At 47.4% G+C, this 18,241-nt stretch carries 14 protein-coding genes and 1 tRNA gene; 13 read left to right on the forward strand and 2 right to left on the reverse strand.

Annotated elements, in window-relative coordinates; translation table 11 throughout:
* The first annotated feature begins 69 nt into the window (after nt 1-69).
* The 6 genes from LCF57_RS13705 to zapA all read left to right on the forward strand — a co-directional run bounded on the left by LCF57_RS13705 (nt 70) and on the right by zapA (nt 9,848).
* Nucleotides 70-140, forward strand: a tRNA-Gly gene (locus tag LCF57_RS13705).
* Nucleotides 141-371: 231 nt separating this feature from the next.
* Nucleotides 372-1,448, forward strand: coding sequence for a polysaccharide lyase family 1 protein (locus LCF57_RS13710; RefSeq protein WP_226001185.1), 1,077 nt, complete (start codon nt 372-374; stop codon nt 1,446-1,448).
* 365 nt (nt 1,449-1,813) lie between these two features.
* Nucleotides 1,814-3,679, forward strand: a complete 1,866-nt coding sequence (gene abc-f, locus LCF57_RS13715) for a ribosomal protection-like ABC-F family protein (RefSeq protein ID WP_226001186.1) — start codon at nt 1,814-1,816, stop codon at nt 3,677-3,679.
* A 429-nt stretch (nt 3,680-4,108) separates the two neighbouring features.
* Nucleotides 4,109-5,140 carry a phenylalanine--tRNA ligase subunit alpha gene (gene pheS / locus LCF57_RS13720; RefSeq protein WP_318840680.1) on the forward strand — a complete coding sequence of 344 codons (1,032 nt, stop codon included), beginning with the start codon at nt 4,109-4,111 and terminating at the stop codon, nt 5,138-5,140.
* 28 nt (nt 5,141-5,168) lie between these two features.
* Nucleotides 5,169-7,616, forward strand: a complete 2,448-nt coding sequence (gene pheT / locus LCF57_RS13725) for a phenylalanine--tRNA ligase subunit beta (RefSeq protein ID WP_226001187.1) — start codon at nt 5,169-5,171, stop codon at nt 7,614-7,616.
* Nucleotides 7,617-7,823: 207 nt separating this feature from the next.
* Nucleotides 7,824-9,848, forward strand: coding sequence for a cell division protein ZapA (gene zapA / locus LCF57_RS13730; RefSeq protein WP_226001188.1), 2,025 nt, complete (start codon nt 7,824-7,826; stop codon nt 9,846-9,848).
* 149 nt (nt 9,849-9,997) lie between these two features.
* On the opposite strand, the gene LCF57_RS13735 is transcribed toward zapA, so the two are convergent.
* Nucleotides 9,998-10,357: a phage holin family protein gene (locus LCF57_RS13735; RefSeq protein WP_226001189.1), complete on the reverse strand. Its 360-nt coding sequence runs from the start codon at nt 10,355-10,357 to the stop codon at nt 9,998-10,000.
* Nucleotides 10,358-10,509: 152 nt separating this feature from the next.
* Between LCF57_RS13735 and LCF57_RS13740 the strand changes: the two genes are divergently transcribed.
* The 4 genes from LCF57_RS13740 to LCF57_RS13755 all read left to right on the forward strand — a co-directional run bounded on the left by LCF57_RS13740 (nt 10,510) and on the right by LCF57_RS13755 (nt 15,500).
* Nucleotides 10,510-12,879 carry an endonuclease MutS2 gene (locus tag LCF57_RS13740; protein ID WP_226001190.1) on the forward strand — a complete coding sequence of 790 codons (2,370 nt, stop codon included), beginning with the start codon at nt 10,510-10,512 and terminating at the stop codon, nt 12,877-12,879.
* 60 nt (nt 12,880-12,939) lie between these two features.
* Nucleotides 12,940-13,353 (forward strand): DUF350 domain-containing protein, encoded by a 414-nt coding sequence (locus LCF57_RS13745; protein WP_007429540.1) that lies wholly within the window; start codon nt 12,940-12,942, stop codon nt 13,351-13,353.
* 54 nt (nt 13,354-13,407) lie between these two features.
* On the forward strand, nt 13,408-14,127 hold the full coding sequence (locus LCF57_RS13750) for a hypothetical protein (protein WP_226001191.1): 720 nt from the start codon (nt 13,408-13,410) through the stop codon (nt 14,125-14,127).
* A 119-nt stretch (nt 14,128-14,246) separates the two neighbouring features.
* Nucleotides 14,247-15,500 (forward strand): MFS transporter, encoded by a 1,254-nt coding sequence (locus LCF57_RS13755; protein ID WP_226001192.1) that lies wholly within the window; start codon nt 14,247-14,249, stop codon nt 15,498-15,500.
* A gap of 71 nt (nt 15,501-15,571) precedes the next feature.
* On the opposite strand, the gene LCF57_RS13760 is transcribed toward LCF57_RS13755, so the two are convergent.
* Entirely contained in the window at nt 15,572-16,810 is a 1,239-nt protein-coding gene (locus LCF57_RS13760) for an NAD(P)/FAD-dependent oxidoreductase (RefSeq protein ID WP_226001193.1), read from the reverse strand.
* Nucleotides 16,811-16,925: 115 nt separating this feature from the next.
* Between LCF57_RS13760 and LCF57_RS13765 the strand changes: the two genes are divergently transcribed.
* The 3 genes from LCF57_RS13765 to LCF57_RS13775 all read left to right on the forward strand — a co-directional run bounded on the left by LCF57_RS13765 (nt 16,926) and on the right by LCF57_RS13775 (nt 18,241).
* Nucleotides 16,926-17,162 (forward strand): hypothetical protein, encoded by a 237-nt coding sequence (locus LCF57_RS13765; RefSeq protein ID WP_226001194.1) that lies wholly within the window; start codon nt 16,926-16,928, stop codon nt 17,160-17,162.
* Nucleotides 17,163-17,196: 34 nt separating this feature from the next.
* Complete coding sequence (locus LCF57_RS13770; protein ID WP_226001195.1) at nt 17,197-17,583, forward strand: spore coat protein; 387 nt, start codon at nt 17,197-17,199, stop codon at nt 17,581-17,583.
* A gap of 157 nt (nt 17,584-17,740) precedes the next feature.
* Nucleotides 17,741-18,241: an Lrp/AsnC family transcriptional regulator gene (locus LCF57_RS13775; RefSeq protein ID WP_226001196.1), complete on the forward strand. Its 501-nt coding sequence runs from the start codon at nt 17,741-17,743 to the stop codon at nt 18,239-18,241.

Consider the following 18,241-nt stretch of genomic DNA (forward strand, 5'->3'; position numbering starts at 1 on the left):
TAACATCCTGATTCAGTTGTTTGACAATAGCTTGAGCTTGTCCACATAAGAATTGAGATGTTTTAAAATGCGGGTGTAGTTCAATGGTAGAACTTCAGCCTTCCAAGCTGATAGCGTGGGTTCGATTCCCATCACCCGCTTTCTGTTTTAAGACACTAGAAACCCTTGTGAAGCAAGGGTTTTTATTTTGTTCGTAATTAGATGAACACATTTTAGCCAGGGGCCATTGGGCATCCCGGCTTGTTTGCGTTCTTATGAACTATTTTACAATGTTATACAAATAAAAATCCGAATATTTCGCTTATGTGCTATAAATAAACAGATAAAAAGAACTATTTACCATTTTCTAAAAAATAAGTATAGTTATATAAATGGGATATAATATAAAAAAAGGATGGTGTAACTGTAATAAGGAAAAATTATCTTCTTTTTTGGTGTTAACGTTTGTGCTTTTGATCTTTCCGGTAAGCTCTACGTTCGCTGCAGCTGACTTTCCGAATACGTCAACGAACGGAATGACTGGTTTTGCTGGACAGGCTAAAAATGAAAATGGAGCTTCCAAGCCTAGTACAACCGGGGGCAAGAACGGTCAGGTTATCTATATCAACAATCTTAACGATTTGAAAAACCAGTTAGGGGATTCCACTCCAAAAATTTTGGTGATTGAAAAGAATATTTCTGCCTCCTCCAAAACCGTTGTCAATATCGGCTCCAACAAATCGCTCATTGGTTCTTACGCGCAAAACAAGCTGGTCAATATTCATTTGAAAACAACAGCTAATTCAGGAAATGTAATCTTTCAAAACTTAACTTTTGAACACAGTGCCAACATTAACGGTAACGATGACATCCAGTTATATCTTACTGCGGGTACTAACTATTGGATTGATCACGTTACTTTTGCGGGTCACAATTATGATCCGAATGGTTCGGATTTGGACAAACTTTTGTATATAGGGCAATCGGCCGATTATGTAACCATCAGTAATTCGAAGTTTGCTAATCATAAATATGGTCTCATTCTGGGTTATCCTGATGACGGTAATAAAAATTATGATGGCATGCCCCATATCACAATTGCCAATAATTATTTTGAAAACTTGCTTGTCCGTGGCCCAGGGCTTATGAGATATGGATATTTCCATGTTAAAAATAACTATATTAATAACTTCCAACTGGCTTACACCATAGCTACGAATGCAAGAATTTATTCCGAGTACAACTGCTTTGGCAAAGGTAGTGAAAAAGGTGGTATTCTTGATGATAAAGCCAATGGCGAGTTTAAAGACGTGGGGAGTTTTCCCGCCATCAAAAACCAAAAATCGCGTGTAACCAGCTGGAATCCAAGCAAGAACTACAGCTACCAGGTTCAAACGCCTGAATATACCAAAGAGTTTGTAACTAAATATGCCGGTTCGTCCAATACAACCTTGGTATTTGGAAAATAACTCTCAATTTATTGCAAATGCATTTTTATCTGCTATACTGACTTCAAGCAAGCATCCCATGAAAAGGAAGGTAACCATACGTCCGATGAAGTAAGCACACTGATTTTCCCATTGAACTGCACAGTTACTGGCAGGCGGCTGCAAGCTGCAACGGGAGAAGTGTGTCTGAAATGAGAGTTGGGACGTATGCGTTTATTCCGGAACGGGAGTCGGTTTTTTCGTTCATGGTTTTATTTTTGCATAAGCGTATGTTCTGAAACGATCATAGCAGTCATTCTATTTTCCTTGTATGCAAGCCGCAGCCTTCTGCGGCTTTTTTTATTGCTTCCGGTGTGAAACCCGGACTGGGAAAGGATGATCGTGGTATGAAAACCATTTTACGTGTTCGCAATGTAGTAAAGGAATGGAACGGAATCTCTTTGTTTGAGAATGTGTCAATGGATGTGACGGAGGGAGAACGGCTCGCGTTGTTTGGCAGAAATGGAGCGGGAAAAACGACGCTATTACGAATATTACTGGGAGATGAAGCGCCAACTTCTGGTCAAGTAGAGCATGATTTACCGCTGGAAGAGCGTGGCTGGCTGAAACAGCAGGATACGGTGAATTTGTCCCGGACGGCACTGGAGGCTGCACAGCAGGCCAGCCCACAGCACTGGCATCTCAAGCAAGCGTTGGGACAGCTGGAAGCTGAACTAGCCGATGCTGGAAAGGACGCGGAGCATTATCTGGAGCGTTATGGCGAGCTGATGGATGAGTACGAACGCCTGCAAGGCTTTGCTTGGGAGTCTGAGGTGGAAAAGGCGCTTACCCGAATGGGTGTGCCTACGGAGACGTGGTCCATTGCCTATGGTGATCTGAGTGGTGGGCAGAAGACAAGAGTGCGATTGGCCGGGCTGATGGTCAGGCAGCCGAAGCTGTTGGTGCTGGATGAGCCGACCAACCATCTAGATGCCGAAAGCTTGCTTTGGCTGGAGCAGTGGCTATCCACGTATCATGGAACACTGCTGTTTGTATCGCATGACAGAGCTTTTTTGGATCGGGTGGCTACAAGCATAATTGAGCTGACATCTACAGGCATTGGACGCTATACAGGCGGCTATAAGGAGTATAAAGCGCAGAAGGAACGGGAACTGCGGGAGCAGAAAGCCAGTTATCGCAAGCAGGAGCTGGCACGGCAGGCGTTGGAGGAAACGATTCGAAATTACAGGGAATGGTTTCATCAGGCCCATCGTGCCTCCTCCAAGGTTGAGATGGCCATTACACAGAGCTTTTATAAGGCCAAGGCTAATAAAAATATCTCCCGTTACCATGCGAAGGAGAAGGAGCTGGAGCGGCTGGAGGCCAATAGGGTAGAGCAACCGCGTGAAGCTCCGTCTCTGCACATGAAATTAAGTGACAGCGGGTTTCAGGCTAAATATTTACTGCGTGCCGAGCAGGTTGGTTTTAGCTACGGCGACCGTGTCATCGTGAAGGATCTTAATCTGAACGTTGCACGTGGGGACCGTCTGGCTGTTCGGGGACCCAATGGAATTGGCAAGACCACGCTGCTTCGGTTATTAACAGGTCAGCTTGAGACGCAGACTGGGACAATTACAGCCAACCCACAGCTGAAGATCGGATATTTTTCACAGGAGCTGGAGCAGCTTCCAGAGGATCAGACATTGCTGGACAGCCTGCTTTCCCTCCCGACGATGACACAGACGGAAGCGAGAACGGTGCTGGGCTGCTTTCTTTTTGCCAGAGAAGACGTGTTCAAAAGGATCGGGACGCTCAGTATGGGGGAGAAATGCAGAGTAGCTTTTTTACGCTTGTATTTTAGTGGAGCCAATCTGCTGGTGCTGGATGAGCCGACGAATTATTTTGATATTGAAACCCGTGAAATTGTAGAAGATTCTTTGCGCAGCTATGACGGGACGCTGGTGCTTGTCTCGCATGATCGGGAGCTGGTGCGGTACACGGCAACCCGGCTGCTCGATATGAAGTCGGGAGGCGGATATGAAATCTATGAGGGAACAGCCGACGAAAAGCAAGAAGAGGAGCGAAGCCGTCAACGGGAGCCGGAGGATCAGGAGCAACGCGAGGAGCGTCTAAGATTACAGTTGCGTCTTACGGAGCTGATGGGCATGACGGGTATGATGGATGAGAATGATGAGCATCTGAGCGAAATCAGACGTATTCGTGCCAGGCTGGATTGGCTGGATTCTCCAAGTATTCATAAGAATGAAGTGTAGGCCCTGCTTGCCAAAGCGCGGTAGTTTGCATATAATAATGAACAATAGTTCGAAAATAAAAATGTCTTGATGGAGAAGAGTAGGCAGTGTCCGATTGAACAGGGAGGAAGCGCCGTAAGATTGAGAGCGTTTCTGCAAATATTGGGCTGTTGAAGTTCGCTCCGGAGCAGTTCCTTGAACCTCAAGCGTCATGTGGATGACGAATGGGCAAGTAGAGGATACCGGTTCACGACCGTTACAACGTGCAGAGCGAGATGATGATGCATAGCGTGAATAAGCACCTGTATTGCCGAAAGGCAGAATAATAGGTGAGCTGAGCTTGATTGTCTAACGAGGGTGGTACCACGGTCTTTTCGTCCCTTACCGGGAGAAAGGACCTTTTTTTGTTGTCTGAAAAGCTGGAGATGAAGAAAGGGGACTGAACAGGCGATGAGCGAAACCATCCAAATGAAGGAACATTTGCTGGCCTTGAAGGAAGAAGCACTGGAAGTATTGGAGAAGGTGGCAACAGCCAAGGAACTGGCTGATCTGCGGGTTAAGTATTCAGGTAAAAAGGGTGCGTTGACTGAGATTTTGCGCGGTATGGGCAAGCTGAGTGCGGAAGAGCGTCCGGTGGTTGGACAGGTAGCCAATGAAGTGCGTGAGGCGATTGAAGAAGTTGTTAACCGCAAACAGGACGAGTTCACGAAAGCAGAGACGAATGAGCGCCTGCAAGCAGAAAAAATCGACGTTACGCTGCCAGGGCGCGCATTGCCGCAAGGTGGAATTCACCCGCTCAACAAAGTGATTGAGCAAATTGAAGACATTTTCACAGGCATGGGTTACCGAGTTGCAGAGGGGCCGCAGGCAGAGACGGATTATTACAACTTCGAAGCATTGAATCTGCCTAAAAATCATCCGGCACGTGACATGCAGGATTCGTTTTACCTGACCGAGGATCTGTTAATGCGTACCCATACGTCACCGGTTCAGATTCGCGCGATGGAAGCCATGAAGGGTGAAACACCTATTAAGGTCATTTGTCCGGGAACGGTTTTCCGCCGTGATGATGACGATGCAACACATTCCTTCCAATTCCACCAAATTGAAGGTCTTGTGGTTGGAAAGGACATTCGTATGAGTGATTTGAAAGGAACCTTGCTGCAATTTGCACGCGAAATGTTTGGGGAATCGACCGAAATTCGACTGCGCCCAAGCTTCTTTCCATTCACCGAGCCGAGTGCTGAAGTTGACGTTACCTTTGTGAAGAAAAATGGCGAACGCGTATGGATCGAAATTTTGGGCTGTGGCATGATTCATCCAAAGGTGTTGGAAATGGGTGGTTTTGATCCCGAGGTGTACAGTGGTTTTGCATTCGGCATGGGCGTAGAGCGAATTGCCATTTTGAAATACGGCATTGACGATATTCGTCATTTCTATAATAGCGACCTGTCGTTCTTGAAACAGTTTGCACGTCAATAAACAACTATATCAAGGGAAGTGAACCCATATGAAAGTATCATTCGAGTGGCTGTCCGATTATGTATCGCTGGATCAGGTGAGCGCGGAGGAACTGGCAGAGAAAATCACCCGTTCGGGCATTGAAATAGATGAAGTCGAAAATCGCAACCAAGGGATTACTGGCGTTGTTGTCGGCTATGTTAAAAGCAAGGAAAAGCATCCTGATGCAGATAAGCTAAATGTGTGTATTGTCGATGCGGGTCAGGGAGAAGATCTGCAAATCGTGTGTGGTGCCAAAAACGTGGACGCAGGTCAAAAGGTTCCTGTTGCCGTTGTGGGTGCAAAGCTGCCGGGAGATTTTCATATTAAGAAGGCCAAGCTGCGTGGTGTTGTGTCCATGGGCATGATCTGCTCGGCGAAGGAACTCGGCATGAATGATAAGCTGCTGCCAAAAGAATTGCAGGAAGGTATTCTGGTGCTGCCGGAGGATGCTGAAATTGGTACGCCAATTACGAAGCTGCTGGGGCTGGATGATTACGTGCTGGATTTTGATCTGACACCGAACCGTTCGGACTGCTTGAGCATGCACGGAGCAGCCTATGAAGTAAGCGCCATTCTGGGACGTGATATTACGTTGGCTGACCCGGTGAAGGATCTGGCGGAAATCAGTGATGCAGCGGCAGACCATCTGTCCGTGAAAGTGGATACACCTGAGCTGTGTACGCACTATGCGGCCCGTTATATTACGGGTGTAAAAGTGGGGGCTTCCCCGTTGTGGATTCAAAACCGCCTGATGGCGGCGGGCATTCGTCCGATTAACAACATCGTGGATATTACGAACTATGTCATGCTGGAATACGGCCAGCCGCTGCATGCTTTTGACGCGGATAAGCTGGAAAATGGCAACATTGAAGTCCGACTCGCTCGCGCAGGCGAAACATTAACTACACTGGATGATCAGGAGCGCAAGCTGGAGCCGCATATGCTGCTGATTACAGACGGTGTGAAGCCGATTGCACTGGCAGGTGTGATGGGCGGGGCCAATTCGGAAGTGACGGACGCGACCGTCAGCATTGCGCTGGAATCCGCGAAGTTTGATGGCGGTACGATTCGCAAAACCTCCCGTCAACTTGGACTTCGTTCGGAAGCGAGCCTGCGTTTTGAAAAAGAGGTTGATCCGGGTGCCGTTGTATCTGCTGTAAACCGTGCGGCTGCCTTGATTCAACGTTACGCAGGGGGAGCTGTACTCCAGGGGATCGTAGAAGCTGCTTCTGCAAAAGCTGAAAATCGCATTATCAAGCTATCGCTGGATAAAATAAATCGATATTTGGGAACAGAGCTGTCGCTGCTTGAGGTTAAAACGATCTTCGGCAGACTGCATTTTGGTTGCGGTGATGCAGAGCAAGGTGTGCTGGAAGTTGAAGTGCCTACACGCCGCGGGGATATTACCATTGATGTGGATCTTATCGAAGAGGTTGCACGTCTGTACGGTTACGACAACATTCCGACCACGCCGATTGAGGGGCTGACAACTCCGGGGGCATTGACGGCATCGCAATTATTGCGTCGCTCGCTACGCAAATTGTTGGCTCATGGCGGGTGGCAAGAGACAATCAGCTATTCGTTTGTACATCCGCAAAGTGCAGGGATGTTTAATGCCCTGACAGAAGGCAGCCAATCGGTTCGTTTGGCGATGCCTATGAGCGAGGACCGCAGCGTTCTGCGTACGAGCATTATTCCACAGATGTTGGATACAGCGGTATACAATATGAATCGGAAGCAGGAAAATCTGGCGATTTTTGAAATAGGCACTGTATTTTACACAGAAGAGCAAACATTAACTCGTCAGCCGCATGAAATTCAAGTGCTCAGTCTGCTGTTGACTGGAGTGCGCCGTGAAAAACAATGGAACATTGGTGCTGAGAAGGTCGATTTCTTTGATATTAAAGGGGCTCTTGAAACGGTGTTCGACTATTTCGGGTTGAGTGCAAGCATTCGTTATGTAGCTGATCAACCACAAAGTTATCATCCGGGACGTTCCGCCTCGATATGGCTGGATGTGAATGGAAATTCCCAGCGGATCGGCACGATTGGGCAAATCCATCCGGAATTGCAGCAGTCTTATGGACTGAATGATACGTATGTGGCGGAAATTGCTTTACAGCAAGTCATTGAACATGCCAACAGTCATATCCAATTTAGAGAGTTGGCTCGTTTCCCGTCTGTGGAACGTGACATTGCCCTTGTGGTTGACAAAGACGTTGAGGCAGGTGAACTGCTTCGTGTTATTTACGCTGCAGGTGGAGAACTGTTGCAGGATGCACGGGTGTTTGACGTATTTACTGGCAGCAAGCTTGGTGAGGACAAGAAGAGCGTAGCAATTTCCCTGACCTACCGTCATTGGGAGCACACGCTGACGGATGAAGAGATTAATGCGGCGCATTCTCCTGTCGTTACGTCTCTGGAACAAACTTTTGGAGCGGAATTGAGAAAGTAGCAGGAAATGCGGGAAGCCGTATCGAATCTTAGTGACAGAGGTTCGATACGGCTTTTTGGCCTATCATCATTGAAGCTCTCTACTCTGATATTCACCCGCTGCGGGGAAGCCGGACTATGGGGTTGAACGCTTCACGAAGGGCGGGGTACCATAGAATCGGACACAACTTAGAATCAACACACAGTAGTATTGAAGGAGGGCATAATTGTGACTACACCGGATCGCACTCGCGTCACTGTAGAGATCTACGGTACTTCTTATAAACTCGTCGGCAGTAATCCCGATTATATGAAACAGGTTGCCAATTACGTGGATGAGCGCATGCACAGTATTTCTCAAGCTCATTCACGTCTGGATATGCCCCGAATTGCCGTACTGGCTGCAGTCCATATGGCAGAAGAGGCTGTACAAATTCAGGAAATTCAGAGCCATATGAACCGATTAGCTGCGGAACGTGCAGAACTCCGGGGAGAGCTGGCACAGCTCCAGACAGCCTTGGGAGAACAGCAGCAGAAAAATACAGATATGCAGCAGTCTCTTATTCAATTGAAGGAAGAGAAGGAAGCAACCCAGAAGAAGTTGGCAGAAACCGAATCCGTATCAGCCAAGGAAATTGCTGCATTGAAGACAAGGCTGGAACAGCAGGAGAAAAAAGCAGCCGAGCTTGAAAATGAACAAAAGCAGGCTAAACGTGAATTGGAGGGGGCCCGTCAAGAAGCTTCCCGCAAATTGAAAGAGCAGCAGGAAGCGGCAAATGCTCGTATGCGGCAAGTGGAAGAGCAAACGAAAAAGGATTTGGCTGAGGCAGCAAAACAGGCTGAAGCCAAGCTTTTAGCTGCGGAGAAGGCTCATCAGGAGCGTCAGCGTACGGAATTGGAAAAGCTCCGTGCTGCTTTGCAGCAGGAGCATAGCCAGAAGGTAAGCGAATGGCAGACCAAGTGCTCCGGGCTGAATGAGCAGCTGGAGCAAGAACGTAAACAGGTGCAGCAAGAGTTGAGTGAAAAAAATCTCCAGTATCAGGAAGCGGAGAAACGAGCTGAAGAAGCTGCGCTGGAGCAGGAGATACGGATCGAGGAGCTTCAGGAACAATTGGACGAGTTGCAGGCAGGCAAAGCAGAGCTGGCTTCCCGCTTGGGAGAAGCGCAAGAGCAAGCAACAGTATTGAAGCAGCAGCAATCCGAGCTGGAGTCCCAGCTGGAAACACAGCGACAGGCCGCAGCAGAACGGGAACAGGCAGATGTGCTTGTGCGTGAAGAGCTGCAAAGCCGATATGATCAATTAGCGGCTGAAGCCAAGGCTATGCAGCAGCAAGCAGCTAAGCTGGAGGAAGAGCAGCGCCGGATGCAGAAGCTGCTGGAGCAGGCTCATGTATCTTCTCGCAAGCTGCAAAGTGAGCTGGCTGCGCTGGCTGAAAGCGAGAAGTCATGGAAGAAGCTTGCTGAGGAGCGTCAGCATTCTGTTGATGAACTGGAGCTTTTGATACAGGAGGCACGTCAGCAGAAGGAAGTAACGCAGGAGCAATTACAGCATGCGGAGGCTGAAGTAGAAGCTGTGAATAGCAAGTTTGCTGCACAACAGCAGCATCTGTTACAGCTGGAAGCCAAAATCAAAGAGCTTTCGTCTGAACTAATACACGTTCAGGATGAGCTGGAGCAGGCAAACGGTCGTGAGCAGGAAGGAATTCAGGCGTACAATATGCTTCAGGAGCAGCATAGCAGCATGAAGAGCCGTGTTGAGCAATTGGAGCAGAACATTAAGAAACTCCAGCGCGAAGATAGTGAACGGCAAAGTGAATTGGAACGTACTGAAGAGGAATTATTGGAGTGGCAACTTAAATATGAGCAGTTGAAGGCCGAGGTGGAACGTTGGGAGGCTGAAGACGCTGCACGTAAGGAAGAATTTGCTGCGTGGGAACGTGAAATAGCTGTAACGGTTGAACAAAAGGAGCAACTGCAGGAGGAGATTCGTTTGGCAGTTGCAGCTGCCGAAACGGCGAAGACTGAACAGCAAGCTGTAGAGCAGGAACGGCTTGCGTTACAGTCTGAGCTTAATGAAGTAGGGCAAAAATATGAAGTGGCGGCCCATCAGCTTCGTCTTTTACAAGTTCAACAGGATGTAGATCGGGAAAATACAGAAAAGATTTCGACGGAATTGCATCAATTACAAGAAGAATACACCAAGCTTCAAACGGAGTACAATGAATGGATTGAGCTCATCGAACAGGATCAGTAGATACGGATTATAGATGTAATGCAAATCCCCGGCTGCTTCTCGCCGGGGATTATTTGTATATTGGATTCACCGTAGTGTGTAATGACAAAAAGCTGCCCTTTGGCAGAACAAATCTGCTTGGGACAGCTTTGCCGCAATGTAAACCGAAATTAATCCTTGGCCTTGCGACCCGCTTCAAAAGGTGTCGATACCGGAATGAACAGGTCGATAATCCCGATAACCAATGCAGCGAGCAATGCGCCCAGAACGGAAACACTCACATTGGCCACAACATATTGAGCGACCCAGATAACCAATGCGCTCACCAGAAAACCTACGATACCACGTCCGAATGGGGAAACGCGCCGTCCAAATATTGCCTCAACGATATAGCCAATCAAGGCAATGACAATCGCAAGGATCAGCGCGCTCCAAAAGCCGCCTACACTAAATCCGGGAACGATCCAGCTTACGACCATCAGAACCAGAGCAGCCACGATGAAACGCACAATGTGCCCAAGAATGTTCACGGAATAACCTCCTTCGTTTTTTTGAATTTACAGGGTTAGACAAAAGTTAGTGTGTAGCATAAGGGGCTTTCTTATGTGTAAACAGAGTTGGCAAATAGCGTAAGTTTGCGGCTTTCGGTATAATATAGATATAAGTGAAAGGAGTAGTGAAGTTGGACTCTAAAATTTTTAAAACCCTTGAATACCAGAAAATTCTAAATAAACTAAGTCACTATGCACAAACGGCAACGGGCCAGCAAACAGCTCTTCAACTACAGCCCAGCGATGATTTGGAGCGTATCAAGAAAATGCTGAAAGGCACGGATGAGGCCTATGCCGCTGATCGGCTCAAAGGAGTGCCTTCATTTAACGGAGTGGTGGATATTACTCCGGCGGTGAAACGCGCACGTATTGGCGGAACGCTGAGTCCGCAGGAACTGCTTGGTATTCGGACTACAGTGCAGGCTGCACGTCGTATACAGGTATACGTAGCAAGTCTGCATGAGGAGAATCCTGTCGAAACCTTGCTATTTTGGAGTGAGCAGCTTTCAGAGCAGAGAGGCTTGGAAAACTCGATTAAGGGCTGCATTGACGAAAATGCAGAGGTGCTGGATTCTGCCAGTACAGAGCTTTCACAAATTCGCCGGGAGCTGCGCTCAGGTGAAGTGCGTATTCGTGAAAAGCTGGATTCCATGATTCGTTCCTCCACCGTCTCCAAAATGCTGCAGGATCAGTTGATTACGATTCGTGGAGATCGTTTTGTAATCCCGGTCAAGGCCGAATATCGTTCTTATTTTGGCGGAATTGTGCATGATCAATCCGGGTCCGGTGCAACGCTGTTTATCGAGCCTGAATCGATTGTAGCTATGAACAACAAGCTGAGGGAAACACGGCTGAGAGAAGAACGTGAAATTGAAGTCATTTTACAAAAGCTGACCGCACTTGTCGCCGAACAAGCGGATATGCTGTTGTATGATGTGGACATTTTGGGCAATCTCGATTTTATTTTTGCCAAAGCGCGTCTTGCCCGTGAAATGAAGGCTACCTTGCCTTTGATGAATGACCGCGGGTACTTGAAGCTGAAAAAAGGCAGACATCCTCTAATCCCGTTGGAGCAGGTCGTTCCCATTGACGTGGAGCTGGGTAATTCCTATACCTCCATTATCGTAACGGGACCGAATACAGGGGGGAAAACCGTTACCCTGAAAACCATCGGTCTACTAAGCTTGATGGCGATGTCGGGACTTTTTGTACCTGTTGAGGATGAAAGTCAGCTATGCGTATTTGATGCTATCTATGCGGATATTGGTGACGAGCAGAGCATTGAGCAAAACTTGAGTACCTTTTCCAGCCATATGACCAACATCATTAGCATTCTGAAAAATATGACACCTAAAAGCCTCGTGTTGCTTGACGAGGTGGGAGCAGGGACGGATCCTGCGGAAGGCTCGGCTCTGGCTGTATCTATTTTGGAGCATATGCATGCCATGGGTTGCCGCATGGTTGCGACGACGCACTATAGTGAATTGAAGGCGTATGCCTATGAGCGCAAAGGAATCATTAATGCAAGCATGGAGTTTGATGTCGCTACATTAAGCCCAACTTACCGTCTTTTGGTCGGTGTACCTGGACGAAGCAACGCTTTTGCCATTGCCGAGCGATTGGGCTTGCCGACCCGTATTTTAGACTATGCCCGTGGCGAGGTAACGGAAGAAGACCAGCGCGTCGAGCACATGATCGCGTCACTGGAGCAGAACCGTCTGACGGCTGAGCAGGAGCGGGAAAAGGCGGAGCAGTTGCGTAGGGAAATGGAAGCATTGCGCAGCCGTCACCAGACTGAGCTGGATAAGCTGGAGTCACAACGGGATCGTATGCTGGAAAAAGCCGAGGATGAAGCAAGAGTTCTCGTGGATAAGGCTCGAAGTGAAGCAGAGAAAATCATTAGCGATTTGCGTAAACTGGCTCAGGAAGAAGGGGCTTCAGTCAAGGAGCATAAGCTGATTGCAGCTCGTAAAGAGCTGGATGAGGCTGGACCAAAGCAACGTAAGAAGAATACGGTCAAACGTGCTGCTGCCCCACGTACTCGATCTATTATGGCCGGAGATGAGGTATCAGTTCATAGTCTGAACAAAAAAGGCCACGTGGTCGAACTAGCTGGTAGCAAGGAAGCTGTCGTTCAACTGGGTATCATGAAAATGAAGGTCAGTCTGGATGATTTGGAACTGCTGCAGCCTGCTCAAACAACTGCACCAAGGGTTCAGAAGCCAGTGACAGGCGTCAAACGAACGCGGGATGATAATGTACGCAATGAGCTTGATCTTCGTGGAGCGAATGTGGAGGAAGCCCTGATCGAGGTAGATCGCTTCATGGATGAAGCGTTTTTAGCCAATCTGGGTCAGGTTCACATTATTCATGGCAAAGGTACTGGAGTTTTGCGCACCGGCATTCAGGAATATCTTCGCAAGCATAAGCATGTGAAAAGCTACCGCATTGGTAATTACAATGAAGGCGGCACAGGGGTAACTGTTGCTGAATTGGAATGAGCTACGGGTTTGCCGGCTCCAGCCGGCAATGCTCTGTAGCACGGGAGGGATGAAGTGAAGATGGCGATTGATGAATTGCTGTCACATCCGTTGGGAATGATGCTGGGCTATTTCTCGGTGGCGGTGCTGGAGCTGATTGTATTTTTGTCATGCTTTGAACTGGTAACCCGGTATAAATGTTGGGAAGAGATCAAGCGTGGGAATATTTCGGTAGCGATGGCTACGGGCGGGAAAATGTTCGGCATTTGCAACGTGCTCCGCTTTGCCATGGAAGCCAAATCCAGTGTGTATGATACGATGATTTGGTCGTTCGTTGGCTTTTTACTGCTGCTTGCGGCGTACTTTCTGTTTGAGTTTCTGACACCGGTATTTTCTATCGATCAAGAGATTAAAGAGGATAACCGCGCTGTCGGCTTGTTCTCCATGATTATTTCGATATCGTTATCTTATGTCATTGGTGCTAGTGTGACTTGACACATCCTGTATACTAAAGCTTGGTATACGCTTGGAACGGAAGGATGATAAAGCTTGGAAATGACTATTTGTCCATGGTGTAACATGGAAATTATTTGGGATGAAGAACTGGGACCTGAAGAAGAGTGTCCTTACTGCCATAATGACCTGAAAGGATATTCAGACATAAATGATGATGAAGACGAGTCTGAGTCGGCTTCTGCGCCTGTACCCAGACATGCGGTAAAGCATCGGCACGAATATCCGCAACATGAGTACGATCATGCGGCATCTGACAACTCGTTGCTCCATTCTCATGAGAAGGAAGCACTAAAGGGCTATCGTACCCTGAGCATTCAGCTTGGTGATGATGAGGAGCAGGATATTTTATATGAGGCAGAGGATGAAGCGGTAGTTGAAAAGCCAGAGGGCGCTCCATTGTTGCAGGACAATGAGCTTCATAAGCTACCTGTACTGCATACCTTGCAAAAATTTGAAGAAAGCGGTGCGGACTTGATGGCTTATGAGCAAGGTGCTGAACAAATACTTGACAGACAGGATGAAGTTCTTGAATGCTCCCAGTGCGGTGAATATATGCTGCATGCGGGAACGCAAACTGTAACCGGAGAAGGCTTTAACCTGTCGCTCTCTCCTGCGCTTGGCCAACCTGTTCTGGATTTGCCGTTTGTTTTAAATGTTTATGTGTGTCCGAGCTGCTTCCATGTTCAACAGACGCTTTCAGAGAATGACCGACTGCGGATGCTGGAGAAGCTCAGTGGCATTTCCAACAATTAAATAGCATTTCCCCGGATAGTCCCAAGCTTATTATGGGCAACTTAAATCGAAGAGATCTTAAAGCAAGCTGACTTGCATGTAAGAAGCTGGTGGGTGATTTTCGGTTAGGGGGAACTGCATTGAAATCAAACCTAAACGGACAATCCATTCTGCTGCTAAGCTTGAATGGATTGTTTGTGTTTGCAGCAGCTTTGTCCGGCACTTTTCTTAACGTGTATTTGTGGAAAAGCAGGCAGGATTACGCAATGATTGGTTGGTTTAATGTCAGCCAGCAAATTGCGCTGGGAATAATGGTCTGGGTGGCTGGAAAATGGGTCAAAGAACATAACAAGATGAATGCTCTGCGCGTGGGGACCGCCATGTCCGGCTTATTTTATTTGATTGTATTATTTACAGGACCGCAGGCTGTAAACTACATATGGCCGCTTGGGATGTTGTTGGGGGCAGCCCTGGGTTTATTCTGGCTGGCGTTTAATGTGATTTTTTTCGAAGTCACAGACCGGGTAAGCCGTGATCATTTTAACGGTTGGGTGGGTTTGCTGGGCTCATTTTCTGGTATTGTAGGTCCTTGGCTGTCTGGCTGGATTATTGCCCGAATGGAGGATGATGCGGGCTATCGCGTAATCTTCAGCATTTCCCTGGCATTTTATGTCGTGGGGGTGGTGCTGAGTTTCTTTCTTCGTAAGCGCAAAACGACAGGAAATTACAATTGGAAGGAGCCAAAGCAGCGATTGTCACAAAAAGGGAGCATGTGGCGTCCGTTGTCGTTATCCCTTGTTGCACAGGGCATCCGCGAAGGCGTTTTTGCCTTCCTGATTACATTGCTTGTATATGTGGTTACACAGCAGGAGTGGAAGCTGGCGCAGTTTTCACTTATTACGTCAGGTGTTTCGTTTTTCAGCTTTTGGGCTGTTGGCAAATGGCTCAAGCCACGCTATCGCTCGGTTGGTATGCTCCTGGGTGCCGTGCTGCTGGTTATTGTGCTTTTACCATTATTGTGGCGTATGGAATATAGCATGCTACTGATCATGGGAATCGGCACTGCCTTGTTTATGCCCCTGTATTTAATCCCCATGATCTCTGCAAGCTTTGATCTCATGGGGACGAGCCAAGGAGATGCCAATCAGAGAGTGGAACTCGTTGTACTACGTGAGCTATGCCTCATGGTCGGCCGATTGACCGGAACGTTAATTTTTTTGGGTGTGTTAAGTATTAGCAAAGCCCCTGCTGCGATGATCTGGTTGCTAATTGGACTAGCATTAATGCCGGTGGCCGGATGGTTTTTTATGCGAAATGTGCTAAAAATGGAGCAAAAAACAAAGCAAAGCACATCTCATTCCAATGCAAAACGCTGGCACAAGCAAACCGAATAGTCTGAAAGACTATTACAAAACCTCCAGATCTACTTTAGACGTGGATAGGAGGTTTTTCACGTTCCATATGATTAAGCCAGTGGCTTCGTTGTTTCGGGCGATGGACGGGTGGTACGGGTCAGTGAAAAAAGCTCCATTTCTGGTCGGTGTGTGCCTGTAAGCTCATCAGCCAACAGCTGAGCGCCCATCATATTGGTAACCGCCCCATTTCCCCCGTAGCTCTCTAAAAAATAGCAGTTTGGAAAACGCGGATGTGGACCAATATACGGCAAACCGTCATGAGAGGAGCCGAATACAGCTGCCCATGCATAATCAATCTTACATGACAAATTGGGAAAATGCTCCTCTAATGCTTGTAACAGCTTTTTCTGTTGGTGCAGCAATCTGATTTCACGCTGGTTTGATTTCAGTACAGGTTCATCCAAACCACCAATAATGATACGTCCTTCCTGTGTTGAGCGTATGTACAGATAGGGCCGTGCGGTTTCCCAGATCAGACATTGCTCATGCCACAAGGGTGTATCTCCGACTGGATTGGTAACGATAACATAAGAACTTTCCAGTACGACTCCGCGATCCGTTTTAATCTCTTGTGTTTCATAACCTGTTGCAAAAATGGCTTTTTTCGCCCGGATGGTTCCACCGCTGGTATGACAAATAACCTCATTTTCGCCGAATTCAAAATGCTTGGCTTCCGTATGCTCATATAAGCGTACACCGAGACGGCTTGCGGATTGAAACAGTTCTTGGGCAAACAGAAATGGGTTAACCTCTGCATCTTCGCGTGTGTACAATGCTGCCGGTTTTCGAAAAGGAAACCGGGCAGCCACCTGTTGTTCATCCCAGTATTCCACTGGGAATCCAAACCGGGTCAGCTGTTTATACTCTTCCTGAAGCACTGGCACATCCTCCGATGTACTTGCATAGTACAAGCTGCTGCGTCGAATAAAGGAAGGGTCCGTATCCAGTGTGGCAGCCAGCTTTTCTAACTGATCCAGAGCATCCTTGCACATACGGTAAAACAGCACGCCATTAGTCTCACCAAACGTATGGATAAGAGAGGTCAGGTGCTTATCATTGCTATATTGCAGCATTCCAGTATTGGCCGAAGAACTTCCACGTACCAGCTTGCGCTTGTCAATAACCACAGTGTCTACTTGTCGTTCTCCCAATAGCCTGGAGCAGAGTGAGCCACTCATCCCGCCCCCGATGATCAATATGTCACAATTCAAGTCCTCTGCCAAAGGTGGAAAGTTCAGTGGCTGCTCCAGGGTACTCGGCCAAAATGTATTTCCACTAATTAGATCCATATTCATAGCACTCCTTATTAGGAATATGTAGTATCTCATAATATGTCGTACATAGTATTTCGCGAAACGGACAAGATAACCAGCGTGCAACAAAACATATAAGGAGGCACGGACTATGCAATCTATGAACATGCAACCTTTGACTGGCAAAGAGCTGGAGTACATCGTAGACTCTATCTCTAATGAAAAACTACTGCTCAAACAATGTGCAGCGACAGCAGTGTCCATCCAGCAGCCTGCCGTTCAACAAGCCTGTTTACAGTTCGCCAGAACTCATGAACACCATTTGAACCTGCTTTCCAATGCTCTTCAACAGCACCAACAGCTTGCTCCTATGCAACCGCAGCAGTAATGATGCATGAATCAATAAAAGGAGGTATGACAGGATGTATCCACAGAACAATATGTCATTTATGCCCGAAGAGGATTTGCTCTATACCATTCTTGCTGATATGAAACGTACAGTGAGGGAGTATACAACGGCGACTACAGAATCCAATTGTCCGTCTGTACGCCAGCTGTTCACCGACCTTACGAATGATACGTTGCGTCTGCAAGGTGATTTGTACCGTCTGATGAGTCAGAACAATATGTATTCCACCCCGTCTAAAGCGCTGCGCATTGATTTGGACAAACAGATTCAAGAAGCTCGCAAGACTCAACAGGAATGCCAGCAGTTCATTCAGCAAAAATCGTTCGCTGCGGGAGGATACGGTCAGCCTATGCATCAGCAAAGCCAGTCTTCTCATCAACACAACCCTTATTACATGTAAACGGGTTATGGTGTAAACAAGTAACTTGGCGTTTGAAGCAATTTCCCATAACAGCCGTCCGTTGCCGGGTTTACCGGGGCGGACGGTTTTTCTTTGCAGGTTTAAAGTACGTATTGTATGATGTATAGTAATCTCTTTTGATGGAGGCCTTATTAGAATGACAGAACTGGATGATTTGAAATTAAAAGTATTGGAATTGTTAAAAGAAGATGCAAGAAGAACACCGACTTTGCTGGCTACTTTGCTGGGGGTTGACGAGCAGGATGTGCGTAAATCAATTAAAGAGCTTGAAGACCAGCATGTGATTGTCAAATACGCCGCTGTGGTCAATTGGGATAAAGTAGACGACGAGAAGGTTACTGCTTTGATCGAAGTACAGATTACACCTGAGCGTGGAAGAGGCTTTGAAGGGATTGCCGAACGGATCTATTTGTATCCGCAAGTTAAATCGGTTTATCTCATGTCTGGGGCATACGATTTGCTGGTAGAGGTTGAAGGCCGTAACCTCCGTGAGGTTGCGAATTTTGTATCGGAAAAGCTGTCACCTATTGACTCGGTATTGTCCACCAAGACCAATTTTACGCTTAAAAAATACAAGCAGGACGGAATTATCTTTGAGGACCATCAGGATGATAACCGTCTGATGATTTCGCCGTAA

This window comes from Paenibacillus sp. BJ-4 (genome assembly GCF_020404765.1).
In the GTDB taxonomy this organism is placed as follows: domain Bacteria; phylum Bacillota; class Bacilli; order Paenibacillales; family Paenibacillaceae; genus Paenibacillus.

Bases quoted from the DNA above. Each gene is read 5' to 3' on its own strand.
- pheS (WP_318840680.1), top strand. From the start codon at position 4,109: ATGAGCGAAACCATCCAAATGAAGGAACATTTGCTGGCCTTGAAGGAA.
- LCF57_RS13710 (WP_226001185.1), top strand. From the start codon at position 372: ATGGGATATAATATAAAAAAAGGATGGTGTAACTGTAATAAGGAAAAA.
- LCF57_RS13760 (WP_226001193.1), bottom strand. From the start codon at position 16,810: ATGGATCTAATTAGTGGAAATACATTTTGGCCGAGTACCCTGGAGCAG.
- LCF57_RS13775 (WP_226001196.1), top strand. From the start codon at position 17,741: ATGACAGAACTGGATGATTTGAAATTAAAAGTATTGGAATTGTTAAAA.
- LCF57_RS13770 (WP_226001195.1), top strand. From the start codon at position 17,197: ATGTATCCACAGAACAATATGTCATTTATGCCCGAAGAGGATTTGCTC.
- LCF57_RS13745 (WP_007429540.1), top strand. From the start codon at position 12,940: ATGGCGATTGATGAATTGCTGTCACATCCGTTGGGAATGATGCTGGGC.
- LCF57_RS13765 (WP_226001194.1), top strand. From the start codon at position 16,926: ATGCAATCTATGAACATGCAACCTTTGACTGGCAAAGAGCTGGAGTAC.
- abc-f (WP_226001186.1), top strand. From the start codon at position 1,814: ATGAAAACCATTTTACGTGTTCGCAATGTAGTAAAGGAATGGAACGGA.
- pheT (WP_226001187.1), top strand. From the start codon at position 5,169: ATGAAAGTATCATTCGAGTGGCTGTCCGATTATGTATCGCTGGATCAG.